The sequence below is a fragment of the Butyrivibrio sp. WCE2006 genome (genome assembly GCF_000701985.1).
Taxonomy (GTDB): Bacteria; Bacillota; Clostridia; order Lachnospirales; family Lachnospiraceae; genus Butyrivibrio.
Genome location: NZ_JNKH01000025.1, coordinates 1 through 26,778 on the forward strand (window position 1 = coordinate 1; position 26,778 = coordinate 26,778).

A 26,778-nucleotide genomic window follows, 5' to 3' on the forward strand; every position below is an offset into this window, starting at 1 on the left:
TGGGGTCTTAGCTCAGCTGGGAGAGCATCTGCCTTACAAGCAGAGGGTCACAGGTTCGAGCCCTGTAGGCCCCATTTTTGTGCATAACTATAAATAGATATAACATTTGACGCTTATTTTGGGAAACATCCTAAGATAAGCGTTTTTTAGTATTTAGCGATGCCAAAATAATCAAAATGAAGATAAAATCAGACAAAAATGGTATCATTAAAAATACGATGAAGTTATAGTTTGTAATAGAAACATAATGAGCATGCTAAAGGAAAAGGAAACACAGCTAAAGGAGCGTCTGGGAGAGGCAATCTCAATAATTCCCGGAAAAAGTGAAAGCTGGCTCATGCTTGCAATCGAGGGAGGTATCCCGATGTATTTCAGAGGGGATGATTCACAGCCCACAGCTTTTATTGAAGTTAAAATTTATGGGAACGCATCATCTGATGTATATGGAAAGATGACAAAGGAACTTACAGGTATATGCGGAGATGTTCTCGGAGTAGCACCGGATCATATGTACATCAGTTATTTTGGTTCGGATGATTGGGGATGGAATGGAAGCAACTTCTGAAAAACATTTTATTAATGTCGTTTTATAGCTGGAAGAATATTGTTTTGAGGCTATTTTATGTTGATAGGATTGGTGTAAAATAGCATGTAATTACATTATTGTGGGAGGTTAGGTATGAGAGAAATCATTGAAAGAAGAAGCAAATTATTAGTAGATAATCAAACCGCTATGTGTAAGGGCTTTATATTTGAACATAGTCTTACAAATGCTGTTGCAGCAGCTGCTTTTGTAGAAAAGGATAAGGCCGTAGATGTGGAGCTCATAAAGGAATCAAAAAAGCTGCTCAGTGAAAAAAAGGGGATTTTTTCAGAGTTCAGATCATATAACGAGATCATAATTTCTACGAAGATGGCATTAAGTGGTAATCCTGAAAGATATTTAGATGAGATTAGTGACGTCTATGATAAATTCAATAAGGGCAAGATTTTCGGTTCATCATACAAAGTGCTTGCTGCGATGAGCATAGTCGATCAGGGTAAATATTCAGAGGCTGATAGAATAATAGAAAAAACAAATGAAATTCTTGTTGGAATGAAAAAAGTGCATCCTTTTATTACATCAGATGAGGATACCTGTTTTGTGGTATTGCTTGCCATGACGGATAAGAGCGTAGAGGATATCCTGACTGAACTTGAAAAATCATATCAGATAATTAAGAAGGACTTTGCGTTCCATGATGATGCTGCATATTCACTGACACAAGTGCTTACAGCTTATGAAGGAAGCGTTGAGGAAAAATGTGAAAGGGCACTGAATCTGTATAATGCGTTTAAAGATGCAGGCGCAAAGTATGGAAAAGATTACGAGCTGGCATCACTTGGAGCACTGATAGATATCGATGTAGATAAAGAAGAGCTCGTTTCAGAAATTATCGAGGTTGCTGATTATCTTAAGGGTAAAAAGGGATTCGGTATGTTTGATATGGGCAGAGAGACCAGATTGATGTTTGGAACAATGCTGGTATCTCAATCATATCTTGCAGGTGAATACAAGGCAAATGCAGCTTCAATAGGTGGAGAAATAGGAAGAATAGTTGCGCTACAGACTGCCATCCTGATAACAATGATGCTTGTCATAACAGCGAGTGCAGCTGCAGCATCAACTTCACATTAAGGATTAGAAATCATACCTCTTTATTTCGCAATTTTTTATGCCAAAAGAGGAGAATTCTTCGTTAGTCATTTCTCTGAAATATGACTCGATGATACGGGCAAGACCATTATGGGCGACAAGGATATATTCTTTGTCGCTTTCTTTAATGTCATCCAAAAGACCATATATCCTGTGAGCGACCTGAAGCATAGATTCACCTGTGCCAAAGCGACTTGCCAGGTCTTTTTTTGCTTCATGAAATTCTGCACCATCCCTGGGAGTTGATTCATATCTTCCAAAATTTTGCTCAATAAGGCGAGGCTCGATTTCCATGGGTATCCTGGTAACTTCGGAAATATGTCTTGCGGTTTCTTTAGCCCTTATTAGTGGAGAGGTGATTATTAGGTCTGCTGTTACGCCCATTTCAAGGATTTTTCTTCCAGCCTCGATAGCCTGATCGTGTCCTTTTTCTGTAAGCTCTATATCTGTTGCACCACATATCTTATTTTCAACGTTCCACACAGTTTCGCCATGTCTTACAAAATAAAAATGGTTCATAAGTATTCCTTCCATATGTTACAGTAAAATTTTTGCATAATGATTATACTATTTTCCTGCAAATATAGAAATCTTGATTCTACATCTTTACTGTGAGATTAGGCAGTGAAGCTTCTCTTGTGCGATGAACCGACAGGTGCTCTTGATTCAGCTACTGCAAAGGAAACACTGATTCTTCTCGAAAAAATAAATAAAGAATTCGGCATCACTATGCTTATGGTCACTCATAATCAGGTGATTCCACAAATGATGAAGAAAAACTTAATCATGAAAGATGGAATAATAATTGAAAGCAAAAACAAATGAAAACCCTGTGCCTGCTGCAGAATTAGTAGGAATGTAAGAATTTCATAAATCTGCGGATTATCACATCAAATGCAAATACTGTTTGTTGCCCGGGACACTATAGTTCCGGGCAGTTTAGATATTGTCTAGCAAACCTTATATTCATGTTTGACATCAAATTTCTTTTCCAGTGCATTCATCATGATATTCACAGCCAGATTAGCTTTTTTATTTATATCATTATGTATGGTTAATGATTTTGGAGGCACTGTGTTTTCGCTATCTAGTGTTGAAATAACGATCAGATTAGCTTCAGAGATAAATTGCTTTACTTCAAGTCCAAGAAAAGTACCAAGAACGAGCACTTTTTTGTTTTCAAGTTTCTTAAAATCCTTATCAGACATCTCTGAATAAATAAAAAATTTGCCTTTAGGCATGGCCAGTGAGAGATACTGGAGATATCCCTCGTTGTAGTATTTATCAGTTATAAGATAGAAATCATTACCGAATTTTTCAGACGCGGTTTTTACCAAGGTTTCGATATCTGTGTGGATCTGATAAAAGAGAAAATCATTTATCATCATATCAAGACACAGGACAGGAACGTAATAATTACCGGACATTATCTTGAAATCATGTTCATTCAAATCTATGGCTATTATGCCATCAAGTCCGCTAACAGGTTCATAAGAATCAGCCGAAGGTTCCATAGGAATAAGAATAAATTTATATTTCATTCTTGCAAAGCGCTCAGCTAAAAGGCTAATGAGCTGCATAATCTCAGCACTTCTGGAAGGTGATTCGGGAGTTAAGGCGTAAACCACGCCGATAGAATATGTCTCCTTGCGTTCAGTTCCGGATTTGTATTTTTCGGGAATGCTGTAATTAAGCATATTAGCGACCTGAAGAACCTTTTTTCTGGTGGAGTCACTAATTTTTGCCCCCTTTTTATCGTTAAGTACATATGAAACGGTTGCAACTGATACACCGGCCTGTCGGGCTATGTCTCTAACGGTTGCTTTTTTTTCATTACTCATAAAGTGAAATCCCCTAATTATTTCGTTAAGTTAACAAGTTAACCCAATAATAGCAGATACATTTGATATTGACAAGTGGTTAATGCCGTGTTATTACTAATTTAACAATTAACTTAACAAGGTTAACAACGACGAACGGAGGATAAAAAATGAAAAATAATGTAATTGCAAAAAATCTGACAGTAGTATTAGCTGGGAGTTTACTGGCTACAGTGATCTTAGCAGGATGTGGGAAATCCACAGCAAAAGAGCCTGTGGCAGAGGATATCACAATAACCTTTATGAATCAGGATGAAACGTTAGGTACTGTATCTGCAAAAGCAGGAGAGGTTCTGGATGCAGCTTCTTATGAAAGCTATGAGGCAACAGATAATGGAGAGTTTAATGGCTGGTTTGAGACACCTACATATTTGGAATCAAGTAAGAAGGATTTAACGACTGATACTTTTACAAAGGATACAACTTTATATGGAGATTTCAGGGCAGACGAAGTTGCAGAAGATACAAGACTTTGGTATGTAGCAGGAACTTCTGCAAAGGGATCACTTGCTTTAAATAACTGGGCGGCAGACCTTAGCGATGACGAAAAAGCACAGTTTCAGTTAACTCCTACAGGGAATACAAATGAATTTTCATTGAGCATAGACTTGTATGAAGGTGATCAGTTCCAGGTCATTCATGACTGGTCATGGGACGGACAGAAGGGCTTTGGTAAGTTCACTGATATAGATCCTGAGCAGATGGAGAATGCAGGCGGTCTTGGCGGTACAGATGATACAGCTAATGTTCAGGTTAAGCAGGATGGTAATTACACAATTACTCTTAACACAAATCCCGATAATGAAGCACAGGATACTTTATCTGTTGTCAGAAATTCAGATCCGGTTACAGAAGCAGCAGAGTAAGGAGCAGGAATGAATCAGCACGCATTGCAACATATACCGGATTCATCATATTGTTTTCCTGTTTCTGACAATAAGATGATATTAAAACTAAGAGCAGCCTGTGATGATGAGATTAAGGTGTGGGTGCTCTACGAGAGCAAGTATAAAATAGGAGAATCCCATAAAAAGAAGCAGATGGAAAAAGAGCTGACAGGGAAGCTGTTTAATTATTATTCAGTGACACTGGAGCTTGCAGATACCAGACTGGCCTATGTTTTCTATATCTATGATGGAAAAGATTATTATTATTTTTCCGAGGATGGATTAACAAAAAGCTACGATTTCACCAAGGGATACTACAATTTTTTCCAATATCCATACATCAATGAAAATGATGTGTTAAAAAGGGTGGATTGGATAAAGGATGCCTGCTTTTATCAGATTTTCATCGACAGATTTGCCATTGGTGATAAAGACAAGAACACAGATTATATAAACCTGAAGTGGGGAGAAATCCCCAATCCTAAAAGTTTTGCCGGAGGTGATATAAAAGGCATAATTGAAAAGCTTGATTACATAAAGGATCTTGGCTTTAATGCGCTGTACCTCACGCCTATTTTTCAAGCTCCATCGAATCATAAATATGATACGGTTGATTACTTTGAGATCGATGAACACTTTGGAAATAAAGAGGACCTGAAAAATCTGGTAAGCGAACTTCATAAGAGAGGCATGAAGATAGTTCTGGATGCTGTTTTTAATCATGTGAGTGAGCTTAATGACAAGTTTCAGGATGTTATAAAAAAAGGAAAGGCTTCTCCTTATTATAAGTGGTTTGTCATAGATGGAGATTTCCCGTGTAAAGAGCCTCTAAATTACGAGGTATTTGCAGGATGTGATTACATGCCCAAGTGGAATACTTCAAATGAAGAGGTCCAGGAATATCTTATTTCGATAGCTACATATTATATAAATGAATTCGATATTGATGGATGGAGGCTGGATGTATCCGATGAAGTCAGCCATGATTTTTGGAGAAGATTTCGTAAAGATGTTAAAGCAGCAAAGGATGAAGTTGTAATTATCGGTGAAAACTGGCATGATGCCTCGAACTATCTTAGAGGTGATCAGTATGACAGCATAATGAACTATGCGTTTACCAAAGCGGCTCTTGACTATTTTGCATATAACAAAATGGATGCTAAAATGGTAGCTGCAAAATTAAATGATATTTTAGCAAGAAATACAGATACAGTAAATGACATGATGTTGAATTTGCTTGATAGTCATGATACCGACAGATTTTTCAGTGAAGTTTCAGAAGACAGGGATAAATTAAAAGCTGCTCTTTGTCTGTTATATCTTTTCCCGGGAGCGCCTTCTGTATTTTATGGGACCGAGGTTTATACACCGGGTGGATATGACCCTGATTGCAGGAGATGTATGGATTGGAAGGCAGCAACAGAGGATCTGGATGTTAAGGTTTTGATAAAGAAATTATCTGATGTCAGGCGTGAGTGTTTGTTTGAGTATGCAGGAACTAGAATTGAAGCGTCTGAAGACGGAAGAATTCTGGCAGTTAAGAGACACGGAAAAGTTTCAGATGCTGAACTTTTGATTAATCAGACTGATAAAGCAGGGATATATAAAAATATAGAAGTTAAGCCATGGAAATACAGGCTTTTTGTTGATGGAGGCGAAATATGATAAGACGGAAAAACAGAGCAGGGGTAGTAATGCTTGCAATGGTACTTGCAGGCGCTCTCACAGCATGTGGTAAAAGCGGGGCAACTAATAATGAGGCTTCCGCTGAAGGTGGAGAAATAACTCTTAGAATATTGGAAAACGACACTGCTAAAGAAAAAGGCTACCTTGACGAGCTTTTGAATGCATTCAACGAGGCATATAAGGACAAAGGAATAAAGGCTGTTGATGCAAACATGGAGGAATACAGTAATCTTGCAGAAAACGGCCCTTATGGTTATGGTCCTGATGTTATTTATCAGGCAAATGATAAGCTCATGGCTTACGCTGAGGACAAGCATATTCTTGCATTAAACAGAGAAGACTTTGAATGTGCAGATAAGATTCCTGAAGAAGCCTGGAATGCATTTACATTATCAGTTGACGGAAAGCAGTATACATGCGGAATTCCGGTTAATGTTCAGGAACCGATGCTTTTTTATAGAAAAGATCTTTTACCTGAAGGCTGGGAGAGTACTAATGATAGTGACAGCAATGGCACACCGGATTTTCTTGAGGATTGGAGCTCTCTTTACAAATATTCTGAGGAAATAGTAAACAGCTCTAATGGTGAAAAATATGGTCTGGTTGCACCCTGCAATGATTTGTACATGATGGCAGAGTTTTTCTTCTCCTATGGCGGATATGTATTTGGTAAGGGTGAAGATGGCACAGTGAATTCTGAGGATATAGGTTTTGATAAAGGAGATGCTGCAAAGGGCATGATAGCACTCAGACAGTTCGCAGGAATCATGAGCGAGGAGAGCCTTGATGATTCAATAAAGCAGAGCAGATATTCAAAGGTTGCAGATGGTACTTATTTTTGCTCAATTTCTACACCTGATACCTATGTGCTTTTCCATGACAGATTAAAAGAAGTATATCAGAACGAGGGTCTTAGTGAAAACGAAGCAGATGAAAAGGCGACCGAAAATCTTGGTATGGTGGAACTTCCTTCAAAAATGCCTTCTTCCGGTGATCTTTCCTCTGATGAAAAGGACAAGGATACTATCGTTATGGGAGGTGTAAATGGGTATGGAATAAGCGCCTATACCGAAAATAAAGAGGCTTGTATTGAATTCGTTAACTTTGCTACAGGCTATGACATGGTTGCAAAAAGGGCAGAGCTTTTGGGAATAGCTCCTACAAGATCTGATGTTGCTGGTGACATAGGTGGTGTAACATCAATGATATTTGAGAGCTTAAATGAAGGACATATTTATCTTATGCCTTCAGTAAAGGCTGTAGATCAGATCTGGGATCCTGTTGGAACACTCCTTAGCGATGTGGCCAAGGATGCGTTCAGAGAAAAGAAGAACGAAGCTGTAAAATACGCAGATGAAAATGCAATGCAGACTGCACTGGAGAGCACATCTAAGAGTATCTATGATGCAATCTATACATTGTCAAATTAAGGAGCAGTTGTAATGAAATCAAGTAGTATAAAAACTAAATGCTCCTATATAATAATGGGACTTGGGCAGTTCCTGTATGGTCAGCGCATAAAGGGACTGCTATACATGGGAATTTTGGGCTTATACCTGTGGTACTTATTCACCTCAGGTATAGGTGATATGACAGGTTTTTTCACTTTGGGCACTGTTGAAGCTGATCCATGGCTTGGAACAGAGGGCGATGATTCAGTTATCATGATGCTCCGGGGAATTCTCTCTTTTTTGATACTTGGTGCCGTTATAATTTTCTATTTAGCCAATATTAAAGACATAAAAGAGACAGAAAGACTTGCCGGAAGCGGCAAAATGTTGCCTTCCTTTTACAGATCAGTGCTGGCATTTGTGGATAAAAAGTTTTATGTTGTGGCGCTGTTTTTTCCTGTGATCGGGGTTCTGATATTTAATGTTTTGCCAATCATTTTTATGATACTCATCGCATTTACGAACTATGGTGGAAACATCGTTCCACCTAAGCTCATCGATTGGATAGGACTTGATAATTTCAGGCAGATATTCTCTCTATCAGGAATAAAGGGAACCTTTGTTAAAATTCTTGGCTGGAATATCACCTGGGCAATTTGTGCAACTCTGCTTAATTATTTTGGCGGACTTCTGTTGGCACTGCTGCTGAATAAAAGGTGTGTAAAGGGTAAAGCGATATGGAGAGCTTTTCCTATCATCGCCTATGCGGTACCGGGATTTATTACACTTTTAGGATTTAAATTTATGTTTTCCTATGGCGGACCAATTAACTATTACATCAAAGCTATGGGAGGAACAAGTATTGGATTTCTTGATATAGATGCCGGATGGAGAGCCAGAATAATAGGACTTTTGGTAAATGCATGGATATCAATACCTACATCGATGCTTCTCGCAACAGGTATTCTCTCCAACATGAATAATGAATTGTACGAAGCAGCTTCGCTTGACGGAGCAGGCAGATGGAAGCAGTTTACCAATCTGACATTACCGTTTGTTGTGTTTTCGACTACTCCGACGCTTATAACAAGCTTTGTTGGGAATTTCAATAATTTTGGCGTGTTCTACTTTTTAAGAGGCGGATTGTATCTTGATGATTATTTCCTTGCAAGTGATACAGACCTGCTTATTAACTGGCTGTACAACCTTTCCATAGATAACAACTATTATGGAATAGGTGCGGCTGTCAGTCTGATTATTTTCATTATCACGTCTGTAATATCACTTACAGCTTATGTAAATTCTTCAGCCTTTAAAAAGGAGGATACATTCAGATGAAAAAAGAGAAAATCTCTGAAGTTATTATTACATATTTGATTCTGATCGCGGTTTCATTAGTGTTTTTCTTTCCGGTATTCTGGCTGATCCTGGCTTCATTTTCTTCGTCAGGTTCGATATATGATTTTGACGGATTTTTTCCGAAGAGTTATAGCACGGCGACTTATGTGAAGCTTTTTTCAGATACTCAGATGTATGATTATCCCAGCTGGCTTAGGAACACGTTGTTTATAGCAGGCTTTTCATGTGTGATTTCTACAATTCTGGTGATACTCACAGCTTATACCATGAGCAGATTCAGGTTCAAAATGAGAAAACCACTTATGAAAACGACTCTGATATTAAGTATGTTCCCGAGTTTTATGGGAATGACAGCGGTTTATCTTATAATGATCAATTTCAATATGATAAATAACCTTTGGAGTCTGATTCTGATATATTCAGCCGGAGCGCCAATGGGATATTTGGTTCAGAAGGGATATTTTGATACTATAAGTAATTCTATATATGAAGCTGCGCGAATTGATGGAGCAACCAATCCGGAGATTTTTTGGAAGGTAACACTCCCTTTGTCCAAGCCGATACTTGTTTACACGGCTCTGACATCTTTTGCATGGCCCTGGAGTGATTTTATTCTGCCAAATATGCTTCTGAAAAACAGAGATCTATGGACTGTTGCTGTCGGTCTTACCCACCTGGGAGAGACTGAATTCTCAAGATTCGCTGCCGGAGCTATTTTTATTGCAGTTCCAATAGTAATTCTTTATTTTTCTCTTTCCAGATTCCTGGTTGCAGGAGTATCGGATGGTGCTGTTAAACAGTAAAAAAATACTTCAAATGTGGAGAACAGGCATAATAAGTTAAAACTTATGTGCCTGTTTTTTTTGTCTTTTGTGATGGACATAGCAGGCTGCTTGAAATTCAAACATTTCTAGTGTTTTGTCTGGGTGACTTTTGATTAAATTACGAAGTATCATTCTCAATAGGCTAGGAATCTGAATGAGTCGTAGCGGTGGCTACGGCGATTGAAGATGACGAAGCGTATTGAGAATTAGACAAGTAATTTATCAAATTGTCATTCAGACAAGACACTAGCCCCAATATATACTTCATCTGCTACAATAAAAATATTCATAGAAATTGTAAATAACCCTAATAACAGGAAGGGTGGTCAGGTGAACATCCTGATTTCCAGTGAGTATTGAAGGAATAGATTATGAATGAAAAGATAAGAGCACACTTGATATTCAAAGGATATGTACAAGGTGTTGGTTTTAGATATAGAGCATACCATGTTGCTACCGGATTGGGATTGACAGGATGGGTTAAAAATGAGTGGAATGGCTCTGTCACTGTAGAAGTTCAGGGGGACAGAGATTCCATTTATAGGTTTATCGAGCAGGTAAAGGAAGGTCGCTATATCGATGTGCTTGATATGACGATGGCTACAATACCCTTGGAAGAAGAGCATTCATTTCAAATAAAATATTAAACTGAAATTGTTTGGGCATATATAGACAAAAAGGTTGTGATAGGATAGTATAATTGCATCAAATATAATTGCGCATTTAAATCCCACAGTTAAAAACAGCTGTGGGATTCATTTTGTAAACATATAGTCGAGTTAATATAAGCAGCTACACTATACAGTAGCCGACAGATTACTGAACCAGGACTCTGTGAACTCCAAAAAAAGCTGTTCTTCAGGACTTAATTTTTTGTTTTTTGGATATGCCAAAGCCAGAGTCCTTGTGGGATGATTTTTTAACTGCATAAGAGATGCATATCCTGACATACTTTGGAGCCAGGATGTGGAAGGAACAAGAGCGATACCAAGACCCGCTTCAACCATGGAGCGCAGGCTTTTCATATCGTCAGCTTCAAAGGATATGCTTGGCTCAAATCCTGCATCTTTGCACAATGAGTCTGTGAATCTTCTTAGCTGATTATTCGGATCATATGCGATAAAAGACTCGTCAGAGAGTTTCTCTAAATCAACAACCTTTTTACCGGACAGATGATGAGATTTTGGTATAGCTGCCATTATTTCATCTTCCATCAGTACTTTATATTCATATTTATTGTCGTCTATTGGAAGCTGGAAAAAGGTAAAATCCGCTTCCTTATTTTTGACAGCATTCCCCTGCAAAAAGAAAATTCTTATACCGGGATAATTTTTCTCAAAATCAGGAACAAGATAAGTCATAAAATGTATTCCGCTTTGAATATTTATTCCAATACCTTTTACGGAAGGTTTCCTGAGGGAATTAATTCCTTCATCCAGAATGCTAAGTGAGCGGTCGACGGTTTCTAAAAAACGCTTGCCATTAGCATTTAATTTTATTGCCTTCCCGGATCTGTCAAATAGCTTGCAACCAAGCTCATTTTCAAGTTTTTTAATTGTAATACTTACAGCTGATTGCGGTATGAGATGATGCTCGGCAGCTTTTGAAAAATTCTCCAGTGTTGCAGCAGTTCTGAAATAGCGTAGTTCCAATAGATTCATTCGAGTCCTCTGTGAATATAAGTTTTGTGAAAAGGTGGTAAGTGCATTTTGTATTTAGCTCAGATATAAGATGAACTTAATACAGGATTAACCGCAGTATGGCTATAGATTTGCATATATATAAATATATATAAGATTATATAGGTTTTGATATTTTTTTTCAATTTTTCTCTTAGATATACTTTTATTGGCGCTTATAGGCAGCACATTACAGTAAAGTAGATGCACTTCCTGCGGGATTTTGCTGCCGAATCTGCGGTGGGAAGAGAAAAAAGGAGAAACTAATGTTTATGGGAGGAAAAAAGCGAAAGGGAAAACAACTTTTAGCGCGATTAATGCTTGCAATCGTCTTTGTGACGATGGTGTTACAACAGGGGACGTTAACATCATTTGCAGCAGAAAACACGCAGTTGGAAGAACTCGTGACAGGTAATGAATCACAGGATTTTGAGAATGTCGATGAAACAGGTATTTTTGATATCAATTCTCAAATAGGCGAAGAAGCCGAGTCTTACGAAACGGAAAGTGAAAAAATCGAAGAGAATGTCACATTATCCGGCACTGTGACCTCAGGAAATGGAGATGAAGTTATTACTGATGTTACTCCGGCAAATGAAGAAGTTGCAGAAAATGGAGAAGTTACAGAGACTGAAGAAACAACAGCAGATGATGCGGCAGAGGCTGAATCTTCAGGGGATGAAGAATTCACAACTCTGTCAGTCAATCTTGCTGATGATGAAGCTCCAGATACTGTAAAGATCCTCATGGTAGGAAACAGTCTTACCAGATATAACGATGTGGCAGGAAAACTGACAGCGCTTTATGCACTTGATGGAGTAACTGCACAGGTTGATACCAGAACACAGATGGGAGCATCCTTGTTTGATCAGGCTGATATCTTAAAGGATAGTACCAGAGAGGCTATTGTAAATGGTGGTTATGATTTCGTAATTCTTCAGGAAAAATCCTCAGGTTTTTCAGAAGCTCTTTTACGTCAGGGAGCAGAGGCTTTTTATCCATGGATTCAGGAAGCGCCTTCACAGCCACAGCTCGTTTTTTATATGCCCTGGGCAAATGAAGATGTTCTTAAAAGCATGCAGACAACAGTAACTGATGCTTACGTCTCAGTTGCAAAAGATTTTAATGCAAAACTCGCACCGGCAGGTGAAGCTTATTATGAGCTTTATTTTGATAAGAACAAAAAGTGGTACAGGAAGGGTGATAATGTTCATGGTAACGATCTTGCCAGCCTGATATCCGCAAGTACTATTTACTACACACTTACAGGAAAAGAAGAAGCATTCAGTTTTACTTCAGAAGATATCGATGCTTTAAAGGCTTTGGTAGAAAGTGCAGATTATAAAAATAACAGAGTTTCATATAATGCAGAAACTGTTAATCTCATTGAAGCAACATCACTTAAATATACAGGTATATATAAGGATCTTACAAATGTGCCGAGTCTTGAAGGAAGAGGCATGGACAGCAATACAAACCTTGCAAAGGGTAAGCAGGGTAGCGCTTCTTCTAACGGAAGAGGTTCAACGAGAGGAATCGGAGCAAGAAATGTTGGAAACCTTACAGATGGAAGCTACACATCATTTTTAGTATCCCATGAAGAGGATCCGGATATCTGGTATGCAGTAGATTTCGGAACGAGTACAAAACTTGATGAAGTAATTCTGTATTTTGGTGGAACAGGTACTTATGTAAACACTGAACATGCCGTGTTTACTGTAGAAATGTCTGATTCATATGACAGCGGCTATCGTGTTGTTGCAAGCGGTGAGAGTACTTCCACAGAACCACTTGATATAAAATTTGACGAAACAGAGGGAAGATATTTAAGAGTTCATGTTTCTTCATTCTCAGGACCTTATGTAAGTATGTTTGAGATAGAGGCATATTATCAGAGACCTGAGCAGACAGAGGAACCCGGGGAAAGTGAAATACCGGAAAATACAGATGAACCTGCAGAGCCTGAAAATCCTGCTCCTTCAAATGATGAGCATTCTGAGGAAGAAGAAAACGTAACAGTTAAGGCGTTTCCAGGTGATTTCCTTCAGGTTAAGGCAGGTGATCAGGTCGCAAATATGGCGCTTTATGATGGGAATATGTATGAAGCTATCCTGCCGCTTAATTCCGGAGATAACACCATCAGCATCATCGTAAACGGAAATGTTGTCAAGGAGAGACAGTGCACAGTTTCTGGCTCTTCGAAAAATGTAATTGTGAGATATTTTGCCGACAAGGATAAAATCGTGACTGGTTTTGACAGTCATAAGGATGCTAATGGCAATGTAGTTCAGGATATCAAGAAGACAGCGCATTGGACAGGAAACTTTTTCAACAGAACAGGCATAAACGAATTTAAAGAGTTTGGTGGCTGGGATCAGGCAAATACACCTTCCTGCCTTGATTATATTGGTGGTGGTGTGTTTAAGCGTACCTACACATACACAGTTCCTGAAAACTCTGTATCTTATGAGTTTAAGATAAACTTTGACGGGGCATGGAGTAACGGAGAGGTTCCTTCCTCGAATGCAACCGTAACATTCCCTGCAACCGATAAAGAAACAGATACATTTGTGTTATTTGTAAACTCAATTACAGGTGAGTGGTTTGACTCAATAAATAAAGGAAAGGTTACATATAAATTGGCAGATGGAAGCACATATGATCAGGAGGCAGGTAAAGCCAATGTAACTGTCAGCTTTGGAGAAGACAGAAAAGAAATGGTACAGACTTCTCTGAAGAAATACAGATTTACAGATTATCTTCCTGCAGGTGAGCATAATGTCAGCATCTATGTTGACGATCAGCTCCTTCAGACAACAGTTCTTAGCCTTAATGGGGCATCATCTGTTACAGCTGTATATGACACTGCTAAAGGACTTGAACTTATAAAGAAGGATGTGCCTGCTACTGAAGATAAGGATACGGATGAAGACACTGAGTCCGGAAATGATAATGAAAATGAAAATCCTGGAGAGCAGGGTACAATACCTGAAAACGAAAACCAGAATCAGGATGATTCGGCAGTAATTCCTGAAAACGGGAATGCAAGTCAGAATGATTCAAATTCAAACCAGAGTGGCTCTGAAGGAACTCCCGGAAACGGAAATACTAATCAGAACGGCTCCACAGGAAGAACAGAAGGTGGAAACGCTTCACAAACTGTACCTGAAGTAAAAACGCAGACCGGTAATGCACCTCAAAATGAATCTGTATCAAAATCAGAAGTTACTGAAGTAGTGCAGGTTCAGAATGTTGAAGAAAGCACTAAAGAAACCATTGATGAAAAGCAGAAGAAGGCAAGTGTTTCTGAGATAAGTGCCGGTAAAAAATCCTTTACGGTTAAATTCAAAAAATCAAAAACAAAAGTAAAGGGTATCAATGGATACGAAATTCAGTATAGTACAGATAAGAAGTTTGAAAACGGTACAAAGTCTGTTTTCGTAAAGAAATCCAAGACAAGCAAGAAAATCAGCAAACTTAAAGCTAATAAGAAGTATTATGTAAGGGTTCGTACCTACAAAGAATCCGGTGACCTGAAGATTTATTCTAACTGGGGAAAGACAAAGATCGTAAAAACTAAGAAATAAATCTCTAGAAGCAACTCCTAAGCGTTATGTTTAGGGGTTGTTTTCTTTTCATGTAGGAGTTTACATTGGTTTTCTATAATAAAAACGTTCCGATGGGATACACACTTAGCAAGGTATTATAAAACTACTATGAAAAAAACAGATGGAATGATATACAATATATTTGACTTTCTAATGTTTTTTACGATTGAATGGCATAAGTAGTCATCATATAAATTGGAGGATTTGAAATGGCAACACAAGGTGCGACTAAAGAGCGTTCCAAGAGTAAGATTAAGGAACCAAGACAATATAATGTGGTAATGCATAACGATGATTTCACTACAATGGAGTTCGTAGTGGAAGTTCTTGTTGATATATTTCATAAGGATGAGGTAACGGCAGAGGCTATTATGCTGAATGTTCATAAAAACGGACATGCTGTTGTCGGGAAATATCCCTATGATCTCGCAACAACGAAAGTAAATGCTGCCCTTACCAGAGCAAAAAATGAAGGTTATCCTTTCAGGATGACAGTGGAGGAGGCGTGATGAATTTATCAAAAGAAGCAATGGAAGTTTTGCAAAAGGCTGTGAATTTTGCAAAAGACAATAACTATGAATATGTCACACCGGAAATGCTGCTCCTTTTTATCCTGGAAACACCTGTGTTTACAGAAGCCTTTTTAGAGTGTGGTGGTGATATCAATCTGCTTTCGGCACAATTACTTTCATATTTGGAAGAATATGTTGAAAAAGTTAATGATAAAGATCCGGAGATTTCCTTAAGCCTTAATTATTTGATTTCATTTGCAGGACAGAGTGCTTATTCAAGCTCCAGCGACAAGATTCATATAAGACATCTTGTGCATGCCTTTTGGAATCTTGAGGAGAGCTATGCTTTGTACTACATGGAACAGCAGGGAATCATGGAGGCAGATCTTTTGCAGGAGATGGCTGATATAGAGGATTATCAGCTTGATATAGATCAGAGTATGCAGGATAAAACAGCCGTAGACAGGGAAAATAACTGGAAATTATATGCTCCGTGCCTTAATGAAACTTTGCAGGATGTTAATCCTCTTATAGGAAGGAAAGAAGAGCTGGAAAGGACGATTCAAATTCTTTGCAGAAAGGAAAAAAATAATCCGCTCCATATAGGAGAACCGGGAGTTGGAAAGACAGCAATAACTTACGGACTGGTAGAGCTTTTAAAATCAGGCGAAGTTCCGGATGCAATAAAGGGTGCAAAGGTATTTGCTCTCGATCTTGGAGGAATGCTTGCAGGAACCCAGTACAGAGGAGATTTTGAAAAAAGATTCAAGAAGGTTTTATCGGAAATAGGAAAAGAGGAGAAGCCCATCATATATATCGATGAGATTCATAATTTGTCCGGAGCCGGTGCTGTAGGAGAAGGCTCATTCGACGCTTCCAACATGCTAAAGCCTTACCTTTCTGATGGACATATACGATTTATCGGCGCGACTACATACGAAGAATATAAGAAATATTTTGAGAAAAACAAGAGCCTTATCAGAAGATTTCAGAACATTGAAATAAAGGAACCTTCCGAGGATGAGTGTGTCAAAATATTGAACGGACTTAAAGAGAAGTACGAGCTTTACCATGGAGTTAAATACAGTGATGATGTAGTAGAATACGCTGTAAAAATGAGCAGCAGGTACATAAATGAAAGATTCCTTCCGGATAAGGCAATAGACATAATAGATGAAGCAGGATCCTTCAGAAAACTTCATCCTGGTGTCAAAAATGACCTTACAGTAGATAAGAAAGTCATAAATGAGATACTCACAAAGATATGCAGAATCCCTATTGAGACCATAGAAACCGATGATCTTGCAGGGCTTGCAACGCTTGAAGAGAGACTTAAAAAGCGCGTTTATGGCCAGGATGAAGCTATAGAGCAGGTTGTAAATGCAGTTAAATTCTCAAAGGCGGGATTGTCTGAGGAAGGTAAGCCCCTGGCAAGTCTTTTGTTTGTTGGACCCACAGGTGTTGGTAAGACTGAAATAGCAAGGAGTCTTGCAGATGAGCTCGGGGTCAGGCTTGTGAGATTTGATATGAGTGAATATGCTGAAAAACACTCGGTGGCAAAACTCATCGGATCGCCTGCAGGATATGTTGGATATGAGGAGGGAGGAATTCTCACTGAAGCAATAAGGAAAAATCCTACAGCAGTACTACTTCTTGATGAGATAGAAAAAGCTCACCCTGATATTTTCAATGTGCTTCTTCAGGTTATGGATTACGCAACTCTTACGGATAATCAGGGAAGAAAAGCAGATTTCAGAAATGTCTGCATAATAATGACATCAAATGCAGGTGCAAATCTTCTGGGTAAAAGCGGAATAGGTTTTGTCAGTGACAATCACAATATGGGAGCCTTGATGGATGCGGTAAAGCAGACATTCCAGCCTGAATTCAGAAACAGACTCAGCAAAGTGGTTTCTTTTAACAGTATGGATGAAAAAATGGCGGAGAGAGTAGTAGAAAAGAAGCTTTCAGAATTGTCAGAGCAGTTAAAAGAAAAGATGATAGCAGTAACAGCAGACAAGAAGGCAAAGGAGCTTGTAAAAAAGCGCGGCATTAGTCAGGAATTTGGGGCCAGAGAAGTAGACAGAGTTATAAGAAATGATATAAAACCGCTATTTGTGGATGAAATACTATTTGGAAAGTTGAGTAAAGGTGGTAAAATTACTATTTCTGCTTCGAAGGGAGAATTTGTAGTTAAGACAAAAGAAATCGGTTCGTGAGGTTGATGAGCCTTTACAGATATTTTGAAATTTTATTGGAGCATTTAGTTAATGAATATTTTAAACGTAGAAAACATATCAAAAATATATATGTCAAAGCCTGTTCTCAGCGGGATTTCAGTTGGCATCAGTGATACGGATAAGATTGGAGTAGTAGGAACCAACGGAACAGGTAAATCCACACTTCTTTCAATTGTTGCCGGAGTTACCGAGCCTGACAGCGGACAGATAGTGGCAAGTAAAGGCCTTAGAATTGCGTATCTTCCACAGAATCCGGCTTTTGATATGAGCAAAAATCTTTTGGAAAACATCACAGATAAAATCTATGCCGGTGGAGATCACTGGGACAAAAAAGGTGAAATTAAAGCTAATCTTGCCAAGTTTGGAATAGATGATCCTGAATGTGATCCTTCAATTTTATCAGGAGGACAGAGGAAAAGAGCAGCACTTGTCGCTGCGATCATGACTCCTTCTGATCTTCTGATTATGGATGAGCCAACTAACCATCTTGATTCTGATATGATTGAGTGGCTTGAAGAGTATCTCAGACATTTCAGAGGCGCTCTTCTCATGATCACTCATGACAGGTACTTTCTTGATGAAGTTACCAATCAGATTTTGGAGATTGATAATGGCAATGTTTACCGCTATGAATCCAATTATTCCGGATTTCTTGAGTTGAAACAACAACGTCTTGATTATGAACAGGCTGCTGAGAGAAAAGCACAGGCTCTTTATAGAAAAGACCTTGCCTGGATGCTGAGAGGAGCAAGAGCACGCTCAACCAAACAAAAGGCACATATTCAGAGATTCGAAGAGCTTCGTGACAGGCAAAGACCTGAAGACGAAAGACAGGTAGAACTTAGTGCACTTCCCAGCAGAATGGGAAATAAAACTATTATCCTTGAACATATCTCCAAGTCTTACGAAGGTAAAACACTTTTTAAAGACTTTTCATATACTTTCAATAAGCTTGACAGAATTGGAATTATCGGGCCAAACGGCTGTGGTAAGTCAACACTTTTGAAATGCATAGTAGGTTTGATCTCACCGGATGAGGGTTCAGTAGAGATCGGACAGACTATAAAGATTGGCTATTTTGGGCAGGAAAACGAAGCCCTGGATGAAGAAAAAAGAGTTATTGATTATATAAAGGATACTGCAGAATTTATCAGAACATCAGATGGTCTAGTTTCTGCTTCTGTAATGTGTGACAGATTTTTATTCGGACCGGATATGCAGTATGCGCCGATTTCCAAGCTTTCAGGTGGAGAAAAGAGAAGATTATATCTTTTGAGAGTTTTGATGGAACAGCCGAATGTTATCGTTCTGGATGAGCCTACCAATGATCTTGACATTCAGACACTCAGGATCCTGGAGGACTTTCTTGACGGATTTGCCGGAATTATTATTACGGTAAGTCACGATAGATATTTTCTTGATCGTGTAGTTACAAGAATATTTGCTTTTGAATCTGACGGAACTTTGTATCAGAGTGAAGGCGGCTATTCAGACTATGCAGTTCATAAGAAAAACTCTGAGGAAGCAATCCGTACTGATAATGTAAATGCAGATAATCAGACAGAGAATAAGACAACTAAGGGAAAATACCGTGCGCCACGGGAAAAAACCAAGCTTTCATTTAAAGAACAGCGGGAATACGACAATATCGAAGCAGAGATAGAAGAGCTAGAAAAAAAGAGCACTGAGCTTGAGGGCAAAATAGCTGAAGCTGCCACGGACTATCCCAAACTGGTAGCACTGAGTAAAGAAAAAGAGGAGGTAGATGCTCAAATCGAGAATAAAATGAACAGGTTTGTTGAGTTGCAGGAGATGGTAGATAGGTTTGAAAGCATGAACCAATGATTATTTAAAGTATTAGACTTATGTGTGAAAAATAATGGACAGTAATAGAAAATTCAAAAATGTATAATTGATAATTGTTGAATGTTTTTTTGATTTATTATAGAATGTTTTCTTGAGGAAAGTTTATTTGGGAGGAAACTTAATAATGAAAAAATCTAAGCTGTTCACATTTTTATTTGTGCTGAGCATGTTTTTTTGTGTGTTTGGCACGTCTTCTATTACTGTTAAAGCTCAACATGAGTTTACTATCACCGATGCAACCACATCAACAATTTCATTTGATTGGAGCAAAGTTGCTAAGAGCTGGCTAAAAGATAAAGAAACTAAAAAGTATCAAGGAAAATTTAGAGATTTCAAGATTGATATATCTGAGTATAAGGAAAGCAAAAGGGCCTACGCAAAGCCAATAGTTCATACTGTAAAAAGTACGCAATTCCATCATACCGTAAAAAATTTAAAGGCTGGAAAAAAATATAGAATAGATATACATTTGTATATGGACTATAAAGGTGGCGGTGGCAGAGTCTGGGGAATATGGGATGAGGTATATACGACAAGACCTTCTTCCTATTCCATGAGAATTGCCGGTGTTACAGATCACAGTGTAGTTTTTGATTTTGCTGATGTTGTTAATACATTAAAATCCAATGTTGCTGCAGCAGGTGGTACAAATTTCTGGGTATCAGGGGTTACTTATTCATATGTTCCTCAAACCACAGATGCAGCTACTGCGATAAGGCAGGCCAGAAAAAAAGCTTTAGAAATTGGACCGATATATAATAACTACAACGTCAATAAGTCTGTATATGAAATTAGTGGATTAAATCCAAGTACCACATACGCATTTTCATGTTTATTTTCATATACTTATAATGTGAAGAACAAAAAAAATACCGCGGATTTCAAGATGGAATATGTGGAAGCAGGTAATATAGTAACAGCACCTAAAGAAGTGCCGAAGCCGGCACCCGCACCGACGCCTGCACCAAAGCCGAATCCGACACCTGCACCGAAGCCGAATCCGACACCTGCACCGAAGCCGAATCCGACACCTGCGCCAAAGCCAAATCCGACACCTGCACCGAAGCCGAATCCGACACCTGCACCGAAGCCGAATCCGACACCTGCACCAAAGCCGAATCCGACACCTGCACCGAAGCCGAATCCGACACCTGCACCGAAGCCGAATCCGACGCCTGCACCGAAGCCAAATCCTGCTCCAGCACCAAAGTCAAATCAGGAAACACAAAAGCCGCAGGAAGCAGCAAAGGTTAATAATACAGCATCCAGTGACAACAATTCTTCTATAATGGTTTTAGATCAGAAGAATACACTTGTTGCTGTAGATAAAGATCAGCTTAAGGCATCTAAGTTAAAGAAGAAAAAGCAGTCTATAACCATGAAGGTGACAAAGGATAAGGGTAAAATCAAGGTTAAGAATGCATCTTCTAAGAAGCTGAGAAAATATGCGAAGATTAAAATAAACAATTCAAAAAGAAAGATCAAGATAACCTTTAAGAAAGGTGCTCCTAAAGGAAAATACAAGTTTAATGTTGCAGTAGGATCAAAGAAAAAAGGAACAAAGAGTACAGAAACCTTCGAGGTTGTTGTTAAGTAATATAGAGGGACTGTGAAAAAATGGAAATCATTTTTTCACAGTCCCTATTAAGTTAGCAAATCACTTTACAATTAAATTAAAGGTCACATATTGTTGTGATCCACCCCAATAATACGGAACAAACTCAAAATACAGGTATGCTGTTTGATTTTTCTTTAGTTTAATTGTAGCAGTAGTGACTAATGGGTACTGACTGTTATTAACACCGATACTTCCAAACTTAGGTGCGTTTGTTTTAATACCTCGAGCCCACATATCCCTATAGGTCAGATATTTGCGTCTTCTTTTTTGTGTAGCCCGGGTCTGTAACATTATATGACCAAAGGTCGAATCTCCATTATCGGTATCAAGATTAGACAGTGTAATATTGTATCTTTTGGTTTTAGGTGCTGTAAACTTTACGTATCCATAATGCTTGCTCCCTAACTTGTATATGGTTACAGTATATTTCTTCTTGAGCTTTATCTTTTTTGCAATTTTTTTGACATTAGCTACTCTAATTACCCCGTCATGGGTTTTTAGTGTGATGTTCTTGGCCTGTGCTGTCACAGGATTTAACATCGTAATCAATGCAATAAACGCAAGTACCAGCCCAAAAGTCCGTTTCAATAAAGCTGTATTGAATTTTTGTTTCATAGTAATCCCTCCATATAAGAAAAAAACTTACATTGCAGCTAAATTATACAATCCTGAAATATGGCCAACAAGGTGTTTATGAACTTTTAATATTTCACCTTTTTAATAGGTATTGAAAAATTGAATAAAGAGTACAGAAACCTTTGAGGTTGTTGTAAAGTAATATAAACAGGTTATTATTAGTATATCACTGATAATAACCTGTTTTTTATCTTGTAGGGACTTCCCCCCGGATTTCCTGAATGATAAAAAAACGCTCCGCTATGGTAATTTCTTTTAATTTTATATTAAGATAGCAACCGATATTGAAAGGAGAATAAAGTGAAAACAGTTTTTATAACAGGTGCAACTTCAGGAATTGGAAGAGAATTTGCGAAAGTCTATGCATCAAAAGGCTACAGACTTATTCTTACAGGAAGACGTACTGAGCGTCTTAATTCCATTCGCAACAAAGTAGGAGAAAACTGCAGAATTATCACATCTGATCTGGCAGATGAAAATGGATGCAGACAGCTTTTAAAAGAAATCGAAGCTGAACATATAGATATTTTCATAAATAATGCTGGGTTTGGAACAGCAGGAACCTTTTTAGAAACGGATTTGGATAAGGAAATCTCAATGATTCGTGTCAATGATATCGCCATGCACATTCTGTTCAAAGGCGTCCTTCTCAAAATGAAAAACCAGGGAAAAGGAACAATTCTGAATGTTGCTTCATCAGCGGGACTGCTTCCTGCAGGGCCGTACATGGCGACTTATTATGCATCAAAAGCTTATGTTGTTTCGCTTACAAAAGCCGTAGCGCAGGAGCTTAAGGAAAACGGCAGTAATATTTATGTCTGCTGTTTATGCCCGGGTCCTGTGGATACGGAATTTAACAGCAAATCGGATGTAATATTTGCACTTAAGGGAATTACTGCGAAAACCTGTGTTACTGAGTGTCTAAGAGAAATGAAAAAAAGAAAAGTGGTTATAGTTCCCACGCTTAAGATGAAGCTTGCAGTTACGTTCCAGCATCTTCTTCCTGAAAATATGCTGATAAAACTTGTAGGACATCAGCAAAAGAAGAAAATTTACTGATAGTTACATAAAAACGCCGGACACCCCGGCGGAATGCTTCCTCTGACTGAAGCAGAAAAGGATACCTTACACAATCCAGCTTTACCATATAACCTCTATGTGGCAGATGCGACTATACTGCCAAAGGCTATGGGAAATCCGCCGATTCTGACTATCATGGCTTTGGCGAAAAAAATTGCTAAAATTAACTTGGAAATGTTCTTGTAAAGTGCCAGCAGGAAATCTGGTGCAATAATATAAAAGCAAAATGGCTTTTCTTTTAGGTAGATTAGTTTATAATTTTAAAAGGTATAGATTCTGTTTTTTCTGATGAAAAAACAAAAACCTATGACTTCTTGCGGGCAAAAGCGGAAATCGCCCGCAAGAATCCTGCTTTGCAGGACACGCCCCTCGCTTTGCGAGGACCTGGTCCAATACGATTCCCGTTTTTCTAAGGAAAAACAGGAATCTATGACTTTTTGTGGGCAAAAGCGGAAATCTATGAAAAATGTTTTGGGAGGAATTATAAATGTTTAGACCTGAGATTGCACCAAGAGGTTGGAATAGTTGGGACTGTTACGGAGCAGCTGTTACAGAGAAGGAAGTACGCCAGAATGCAGAGTTTATGGCTAAGCATCTTAAGCAATACGGTTGGGAGTATGTTGTAGTTGACATACAGTGGTATGAGCCAGGTGCTACAAGTCATGAATACAGGCCATTTGCAGATCTGTGCATGGATGAGTATGGCAGACTTATTCCGGCACCGAATCGTTTTCCGTCATCTGCAGACGGTAAGGGCTTTGCACCGCTTGCAGAATACGTACATTCACTTGGATTGAAATTTGGAATACATATCATGAGAGGAATTCCAAGGCAGGCAGTTCATAAGAATCTTCCTGTTCTTGGAACTGATAAAACTGCACGTGATGCGGCAAGATTTAACAGTATCTGCGTATGGAATCCCGATATGTATGGCGTGGTTCCGGATGAAACCGGCAGAGCATATTATGATTCTATTTTTAAATTATATGCACAGTGGGGTGTTGATTTCATTAAATGCGATGACATATGCAGAGAGCTTCCTCACGAAGAGGCAGAGATGATCATGCTCTCAGAATCACTTAATAACTGTGGAAGAGAGATGATTCTTTCTTTATCACCGGGACCTGCTCTTCTTGAAAAAGCTGAGTTGTATAAGCAGGTTGCCAATATGTGGCGTATTACAGATGATTTCTGGGATGACTGGAAGCTTTTGTATGCTATGTTTGAGCGTGCTGAAAAATGGAGTATACATGCAGGAGCTGGTCATTATCCTGATGCAGACATGCTTCCTATCGGACCTATCAAACAGGATTATGACAAGAATAATAAAACCGCATTTACAGAGGATGAACAGATTACAATGATGACTCTTTGGAGCATTATGCGTTCACCCCTGATAATCGGTGGAGAAATGACTGGATTTGATGATTTCACCATTAAACTGATCACGAATGAGGCAGTGCTCAGGATGCACGCAAATTCCAGAAATGCCCGCCAGATCTTCAGACGGGAAATAAACGGCAATGAGTATATACTTTGGACTGCAGATGATTGTGAAGGCGGAAAATATATAGCAGCCTTCAATGCCGGAGAAAAAGCCGGATGTCTGGAATTTGAACTTGCTGAGCTTGAAGACATATTGCCCGGTAGTAAGGCAACAGAGCTCTGGTCCGGAGAGAATACTGAAATAGGAAGTACATTTAGTACCAAGCTTCCTGCCCATGGTGCAAAAGTGTTTTACTTAGCTTAATAAAATAGGCTTTACCAGGTTGCCTACTCGCATTTACGTACCATGGAAGTGAACTTATACAAGGGAAAAGCTGGCGCCTTGTCACGGGAGTCGCCAGCTTTGTGTGTTGAAGAAAAGTTTCTGTTCTTTATGAGGGGTATCTAAGAGTGGGTATCTCTTTGATGGTTATATGATACCGCCAAAATCGTAACAAACAGTGATTAAATTGTGTACAATCTGTGAAATCAAAATATAAGTTGTAAAATCTACTTATTTATTACAGAATCACAAGAAAGTTAAATTATATTATCCTGCTTTATTTTTTTGAAAATAGCTTCTGCAAGAATTCTGTGATTATCTGCATCAATGTGAACTCCGTCTGCTTCACTTACCTCAACAAAATCTGCAGCATCAAGGAAATAAGTATTATACATTTCAGAAAGCTGCTTGTACCAGCCTGAAAGCTCCAAAGAAACCTTCCTGACATTATTTCTTCTGATGATTACTATAGCACTTTTCGCGGAGCAAAATAGTATGAATCAGCTTATTCTGGTAAAAAAGCAGTATTTGAGCAGTCTTTATTCATATGTGAATAGTAGGCCGTTTCATTTCTGGTTATAATTTATCTAAAATAAATTTAATCAATGGAGAAATGATATGGGAAATTGGGGCGACAATCTTGATTACGAGGCTATGTCAATAAAAGACCATGAGGGTCGATTTACGATAAATTTCAAAAAGATTTATATGGATGTGGATGAGATATCGCAGAGAACTCTTGAAGTAACTGATAAGCATCCAAAGGATTCCTTGCTAAAACTCTGGGCCGGTGCTATGACAGGAATATTTATATTCTTTATTTTTTCCTATCAGATACTTTTTCTGGTGACTATACCTTTCATTGTCTTTTATTTTATTGCGATTTTCAGGATAGCGGCTTGCTGGATCAGCTTTAAGTATAGTGCAACACAATTCTGGCTGATGACGATATTATCGGTTCCTGCATTATTTGCAGTATCGAGAGTTGTACAGTTTTTTATCGATAAATTTCTTTTGTGAATTGCATGTCATTATACTAGAGCTGCTGTCAAAAAAAGTCGAGTATTTGATGAGACAGCACTGTAAAACTCCCTCACTTTATGACAATATTATAAAAAGAGGAAAGCTGGCGCCTTGTCACGGGAGTCGCCAGCTTTGTGTGTTGAAGAAAAGTTTTTTATTCTTATGAGGGGTATCTAAGAGGGGGTATCTCTTTGATGGTTATATGATAGCGCCAAAATCGTAACAAACAGTGATTAAATTGTGTACAAATTGTGAGCTTGCTGAATGAAGGATAATGTTGGAGGATCCCGAGTCATATATATCAACTAATGAAAATCAAGGTTTGCAGTTGTGGTTTTTCATTTAAAATCATGTATAAATCAAAGCAGTTTTTAGCATAAATATGCAATCAAAACGATAATTTTTAGGAGAATATGATGGAAAAAGAGTTAAAGCGAGTATATAGATTTTATGGCTGGGAAGATGCTGACAAAGTATCTCCGGTTACTCCGGGATTTGAGAATATACGTGATTTGAGGGATATGTATGATTTGCTTACAGAGATATGGTCAAAAGAAACCTGTGCTCCCAGGATGCAGGATGAGTGGACGCCAAAGAATATGACGCTTGGGCAATGCTCTATAACAGCATTTCTTATTCAGGATATTTTCGGAGGCGGCGTTTACGGTATTGATCGTGAAGGTGGAAATTACCACTGCTATAACATAATAGACGGTAAGACATTTGACCTTACAAGTGAACAGTTTGGTGAAGAAGTACTTGATTATGAAAATAATCCCATTCAGTTACGGGAAATTCATTTTGAAAAAGAAGAGAAGCATCAGAGATATCTTACCTTGAAGGAAAAACTTGGAAAAAGACTGGATAAGCTCTCAATGCTTAAGTTGATAGACAAGGCAGCTAAAGGAGATATCGATGCGGCTGCAAAGCTTGCTGAGGCTTACTGTACAGGAAAATATGGTGATAAGAATCATATTAAAGCGAAAAATGGGCAGATTACGCTGTAAAACATGGGAGTAGTCGGG

Annotated in this window: 23 protein-coding genes and 1 tRNA gene; 19 read left to right on the forward strand and 5 right to left on the reverse strand. The window is 38.5% G+C overall.

The window, feature by feature from the left end:
• Position 1: 1 nt before the first annotated feature.
• The 3 genes from T501_RS13630 to T501_RS13640 all read left to right on the forward strand — a co-directional run bounded on the left by T501_RS13630 (position 2) and on the right by T501_RS13640 (position 1,678).
• Positions 2-74, forward strand: a tRNA-Val gene (locus T501_RS13630).
• A 173-nt stretch (positions 75-247) separates the two neighbouring features.
• Entirely contained in the window at positions 248-565 is a 318-nt protein-coding gene (locus tag T501_RS13635) for a phenylpyruvate tautomerase MIF-related protein (RefSeq protein ID WP_044915390.1), read from the forward strand.
• A 114-nt stretch (positions 566-679) separates the two neighbouring features.
• The gene (locus T501_RS13640) at positions 680-1,678 is read left to right on the forward strand and encodes a DUF4003 family protein (RefSeq protein WP_044915392.1); all 999 of its coding nucleotides are present in this window, start codon (positions 680-682) and stop codon (positions 1,676-1,678) included.
• Between the two features lie 3 nt (positions 1,679-1,681).
• On the opposite strand, the gene T501_RS13645 is transcribed toward T501_RS13640, so the two are convergent.
• The gene (locus T501_RS13645) at positions 1,682-2,215 is read right to left on the reverse strand and encodes a histidine phosphatase family protein (protein WP_155994864.1); all 534 of its coding nucleotides are present in this window, start codon (positions 2,213-2,215) and stop codon (positions 1,682-1,684) included.
• Between the two features lie 105 nt (positions 2,216-2,320).
• On the opposite strand from T501_RS13645, the gene T501_RS13650 reads away from it, so the two are divergent.
• The gene (locus T501_RS13650) at positions 2,321-2,521 is read left to right on the forward strand and encodes a P-loop NTPase family protein (RefSeq protein ID WP_044915395.1); all 201 of its coding nucleotides are present in this window, start codon (positions 2,321-2,323) and stop codon (positions 2,519-2,521) included.
• Positions 2,522-2,646: 125 nt separating this feature from the next.
• On the opposite strand, the gene T501_RS13655 is transcribed toward T501_RS13650, so the two are convergent.
• Positions 2,647-3,537 (reverse strand): LacI family DNA-binding transcriptional regulator, encoded by an 891-nt coding sequence (locus tag T501_RS13655; RefSeq protein WP_026512260.1) that lies wholly within the window; start codon positions 3,535-3,537, stop codon positions 2,647-2,649.
• A gap of 149 nt (positions 3,538-3,686) precedes the next feature.
• Here T501_RS13655 and T501_RS13660 point away from each other — a divergent pair, with 149 nt between their 5' ends.
• The 6 genes from T501_RS13660 to T501_RS13685 all read left to right on the forward strand — a co-directional run bounded on the left by T501_RS13660 (position 3,687) and on the right by T501_RS13685 (position 10,370).
• On the forward strand, positions 3,687-4,442 hold the full coding sequence (locus tag T501_RS13660) for a hypothetical protein (RefSeq protein WP_026512259.1): 756 nt from the start codon (positions 3,687-3,689) through the stop codon (positions 4,440-4,442).
• A 9-nt stretch (positions 4,443-4,451) separates the two neighbouring features.
• Positions 4,452-6,128: a glycoside hydrolase family 13 protein gene (locus tag T501_RS13665; protein WP_044915397.1), complete on the forward strand. Its 1,677-nt coding sequence runs from the start codon at positions 4,452-4,454 to the stop codon at positions 6,126-6,128.
• Positions 6,125-7,579 carry a sugar ABC transporter substrate-binding protein gene (locus T501_RS13670; RefSeq protein WP_050008313.1) on the forward strand — a complete coding sequence of 485 codons (1,455 nt, stop codon included), beginning with the start codon at positions 6,125-6,127 and terminating at the stop codon, positions 7,577-7,579. Before T501_RS13665 ends, T501_RS13670 begins: the two co-directional genes overlap by 4 nt.
• Positions 7,580-7,591: 12 nt before the next feature.
• A complete protein-coding gene (locus T501_RS13675; RefSeq protein WP_026512256.1) occupies positions 7,592-8,878 on the forward strand; it encodes a carbohydrate ABC transporter permease in 1,287 nt (428 codons plus the stop codon).
• Complete coding sequence (locus T501_RS13680) at positions 8,875-9,702, forward strand: sugar ABC transporter permease (RefSeq protein ID WP_026512255.1); 828 nt, start codon at positions 8,875-8,877, stop codon at positions 9,700-9,702. Before T501_RS13675 ends, T501_RS13680 begins: the two co-directional genes overlap by 4 nt.
• A 392-nt stretch (positions 9,703-10,094) precedes the next feature.
• A complete protein-coding gene (locus T501_RS13685; protein WP_026512254.1) occupies positions 10,095-10,370 on the forward strand; it encodes an acylphosphatase in 276 nt (91 codons plus the stop codon).
• A gap of 150 nt (positions 10,371-10,520) precedes the next feature.
• On the opposite strand, the gene T501_RS13690 is transcribed toward T501_RS13685, so the two are convergent.
• Positions 10,521-11,384: a LysR family transcriptional regulator gene (locus T501_RS13690; RefSeq protein ID WP_044915399.1), complete on the reverse strand. Its 864-nt coding sequence runs from the start codon at positions 11,382-11,384 to the stop codon at positions 10,521-10,523.
• Between the two features lie 290 nt (positions 11,385-11,674).
• On the opposite strand from T501_RS13690, the gene T501_RS13695 reads away from it, so the two are divergent.
• The 5 genes from T501_RS13695 (at position 11,675) to T501_RS13715 (ending at position 21,225) form a co-directional block, all read left to right on the forward strand.
• Positions 11,675-14,989, forward strand: coding sequence for a discoidin domain-containing protein (locus T501_RS13695; RefSeq protein WP_197027963.1), 3,315 nt, complete (start codon positions 11,675-11,677; stop codon positions 14,987-14,989).
• A 230-nt stretch (positions 14,990-15,219) separates the two neighbouring features.
• Positions 15,220-15,519: an ATP-dependent Clp protease adaptor ClpS gene (locus T501_RS13700; protein WP_026512251.1), complete on the forward strand. Its 300-nt coding sequence runs from the start codon at positions 15,220-15,222 to the stop codon at positions 15,517-15,519.
• Complete coding sequence (locus tag T501_RS13705) at positions 15,519-17,741, forward strand: AAA family ATPase (protein ID WP_044915402.1); 2,223 nt, start codon at positions 15,519-15,521, stop codon at positions 17,739-17,741. The genes T501_RS13700 and T501_RS13705 overlap by 1 nt, the downstream gene beginning before the upstream one ends.
• 51 nt (positions 17,742-17,792) lie before the next feature.
• Positions 17,793-19,607 carry an ABC-F family ATP-binding cassette domain-containing protein gene (locus T501_RS13710; protein WP_044915403.1) on the forward strand — a complete coding sequence of 605 codons (1,815 nt, stop codon included), beginning with the start codon at positions 17,793-17,795 and terminating at the stop codon, positions 19,605-19,607.
• 145 nt (positions 19,608-19,752) lie between these two features.
• The gene (locus T501_RS13715) at positions 19,753-21,225 is read left to right on the forward strand and encodes a fibronectin type III domain-containing protein (protein ID WP_044915404.1); all 1,473 of its coding nucleotides are present in this window, start codon (positions 19,753-19,755) and stop codon (positions 21,223-21,225) included.
• A gap of 60 nt (positions 21,226-21,285) precedes the next feature.
• Here the strand turns inward: T501_RS13715 and T501_RS13720 are convergent, their stop codons facing one another.
• Entirely contained in the window at positions 21,286-21,861 is a 576-nt protein-coding gene (locus T501_RS13720; RefSeq protein WP_044915406.1) for a hypothetical protein, read from the reverse strand.
• 321 nt (positions 21,862-22,182) lie between these two features.
• On the opposite strand from T501_RS13720, the gene T501_RS13725 reads away from it, so the two are divergent.
• A complete protein-coding gene (locus T501_RS13725; RefSeq protein ID WP_044915407.1) occupies positions 22,183-22,941 on the forward strand; it encodes an SDR family NAD(P)-dependent oxidoreductase in 759 nt (252 codons plus the stop codon).
• 508 nt (positions 22,942-23,449) lie between these two features.
• The gene (locus tag T501_RS13730) at positions 23,450-24,712 is read left to right on the forward strand and encodes a glycoside hydrolase family 27 protein (RefSeq protein ID WP_044915409.1); all 1,263 of its coding nucleotides are present in this window, start codon (positions 23,450-23,452) and stop codon (positions 24,710-24,712) included.
• A gap of 275 nt (positions 24,713-24,987) precedes the next feature.
• On the opposite strand, the gene T501_RS21370 is transcribed toward T501_RS13730, so the two are convergent.
• Complete coding sequence (locus T501_RS21370; protein WP_155831589.1) at positions 24,988-25,161, reverse strand: SGNH/GDSL hydrolase family protein; 174 nt, start codon at positions 25,159-25,161, stop codon at positions 24,988-24,990.
• Between the two features lie 187 nt (positions 25,162-25,348).
• On the opposite strand from T501_RS21370, the gene T501_RS13735 reads away from it, so the two are divergent.
• Positions 25,349-25,750 carry a hypothetical protein gene (locus tag T501_RS13735; protein ID WP_044915410.1) on the forward strand — a complete coding sequence of 134 codons (402 nt, stop codon included), beginning with the start codon at positions 25,349-25,351 and terminating at the stop codon, positions 25,748-25,750.
• A gap of 416 nt (positions 25,751-26,166) precedes the next feature.
• Positions 26,167-26,760 carry a YunG family protein gene (locus T501_RS13740; RefSeq protein WP_242845530.1) on the forward strand — a complete coding sequence of 198 codons (594 nt, stop codon included), beginning with the start codon at positions 26,167-26,169 and terminating at the stop codon, positions 26,758-26,760.
• Positions 26,761-26,778 lie beyond the last annotated feature (18 nt).

Coding starts and splice junctions, on each gene's coding strand:
- T501_RS13660 (WP_026512259.1), top strand. CDS start 3,687: ATGAAAAATAATGTAATTGCAAAAAATCTGACAGTAGTATTAGCTGGG.
- T501_RS13675 (WP_026512256.1), top strand. CDS start 7,592: ATGAAATCAAGTAGTATAAAAACTAAATGCTCCTATATAATAATGGGA.
- T501_RS13700 (WP_026512251.1), top strand. CDS start 15,220: ATGGCAACACAAGGTGCGACTAAAGAGCGTTCCAAGAGTAAGATTAAG.
- T501_RS13695 (WP_197027963.1), top strand. CDS start 11,675: ATGGGAGGAAAAAAGCGAAAGGGAAAACAACTTTTAGCGCGATTAATG.
- T501_RS13690 (WP_044915399.1), bottom strand. CDS start 11,384: ATGAATCTATTGGAACTACGCTATTTCAGAACTGCTGCAACACTGGAG.
- T501_RS13730 (WP_044915409.1), top strand. CDS start 23,450: ATGTTTAGACCTGAGATTGCACCAAGAGGTTGGAATAGTTGGGACTGT.
- T501_RS13635 (WP_044915390.1), top strand. CDS start 248: ATGAGCATGCTAAAGGAAAAGGAAACACAGCTAAAGGAGCGTCTGGGA.
- T501_RS13645 (WP_155994864.1), bottom strand. CDS start 2,215: ATGAACCATTTTTATTTTGTAAGACATGGCGAAACTGTGTGGAACGTT.
- T501_RS13735 (WP_044915410.1), top strand. CDS start 25,349: ATGGGAAATTGGGGCGACAATCTTGATTACGAGGCTATGTCAATAAAA.
- T501_RS13655 (WP_026512260.1), bottom strand. CDS start 3,537: ATGAGTAATGAAAAAAAAGCAACCGTTAGAGACATAGCCCGACAGGCC.
- T501_RS13685 (WP_026512254.1), top strand. CDS start 10,095: ATGAATGAAAAGATAAGAGCACACTTGATATTCAAAGGATATGTACAA.
- T501_RS13715 (WP_044915404.1), top strand. CDS start 19,753: ATGAAAAAATCTAAGCTGTTCACATTTTTATTTGTGCTGAGCATGTTT.
- T501_RS13665 (WP_044915397.1), top strand. CDS start 4,452: ATGAATCAGCACGCATTGCAACATATACCGGATTCATCATATTGTTTT.
- T501_RS13640 (WP_044915392.1), top strand. CDS start 680: ATGAGAGAAATCATTGAAAGAAGAAGCAAATTATTAGTAGATAATCAA.
- T501_RS13710 (WP_044915403.1), top strand. CDS start 17,793: ATGAATATTTTAAACGTAGAAAACATATCAAAAATATATATGTCAAAG.
- T501_RS13670 (WP_050008313.1), top strand. CDS start 6,125: ATGATAAGACGGAAAAACAGAGCAGGGGTAGTAATGCTTGCAATGGTA.
- T501_RS13740 (WP_242845530.1), top strand. CDS start 26,167: ATGATGGAAAAAGAGTTAAAGCGAGTATATAGATTTTATGGCTGGGAA.
- T501_RS13680 (WP_026512255.1), top strand. CDS start 8,875: ATGAAAAAAGAGAAAATCTCTGAAGTTATTATTACATATTTGATTCTG.
- T501_RS13720 (WP_044915406.1), bottom strand. CDS start 21,861: ATGAAACAAAAATTCAATACAGCTTTATTGAAACGGACTTTTGGGCTG.
- T501_RS13705 (WP_044915402.1), top strand. CDS start 15,519: ATGAATTTATCAAAAGAAGCAATGGAAGTTTTGCAAAAGGCTGTGAAT.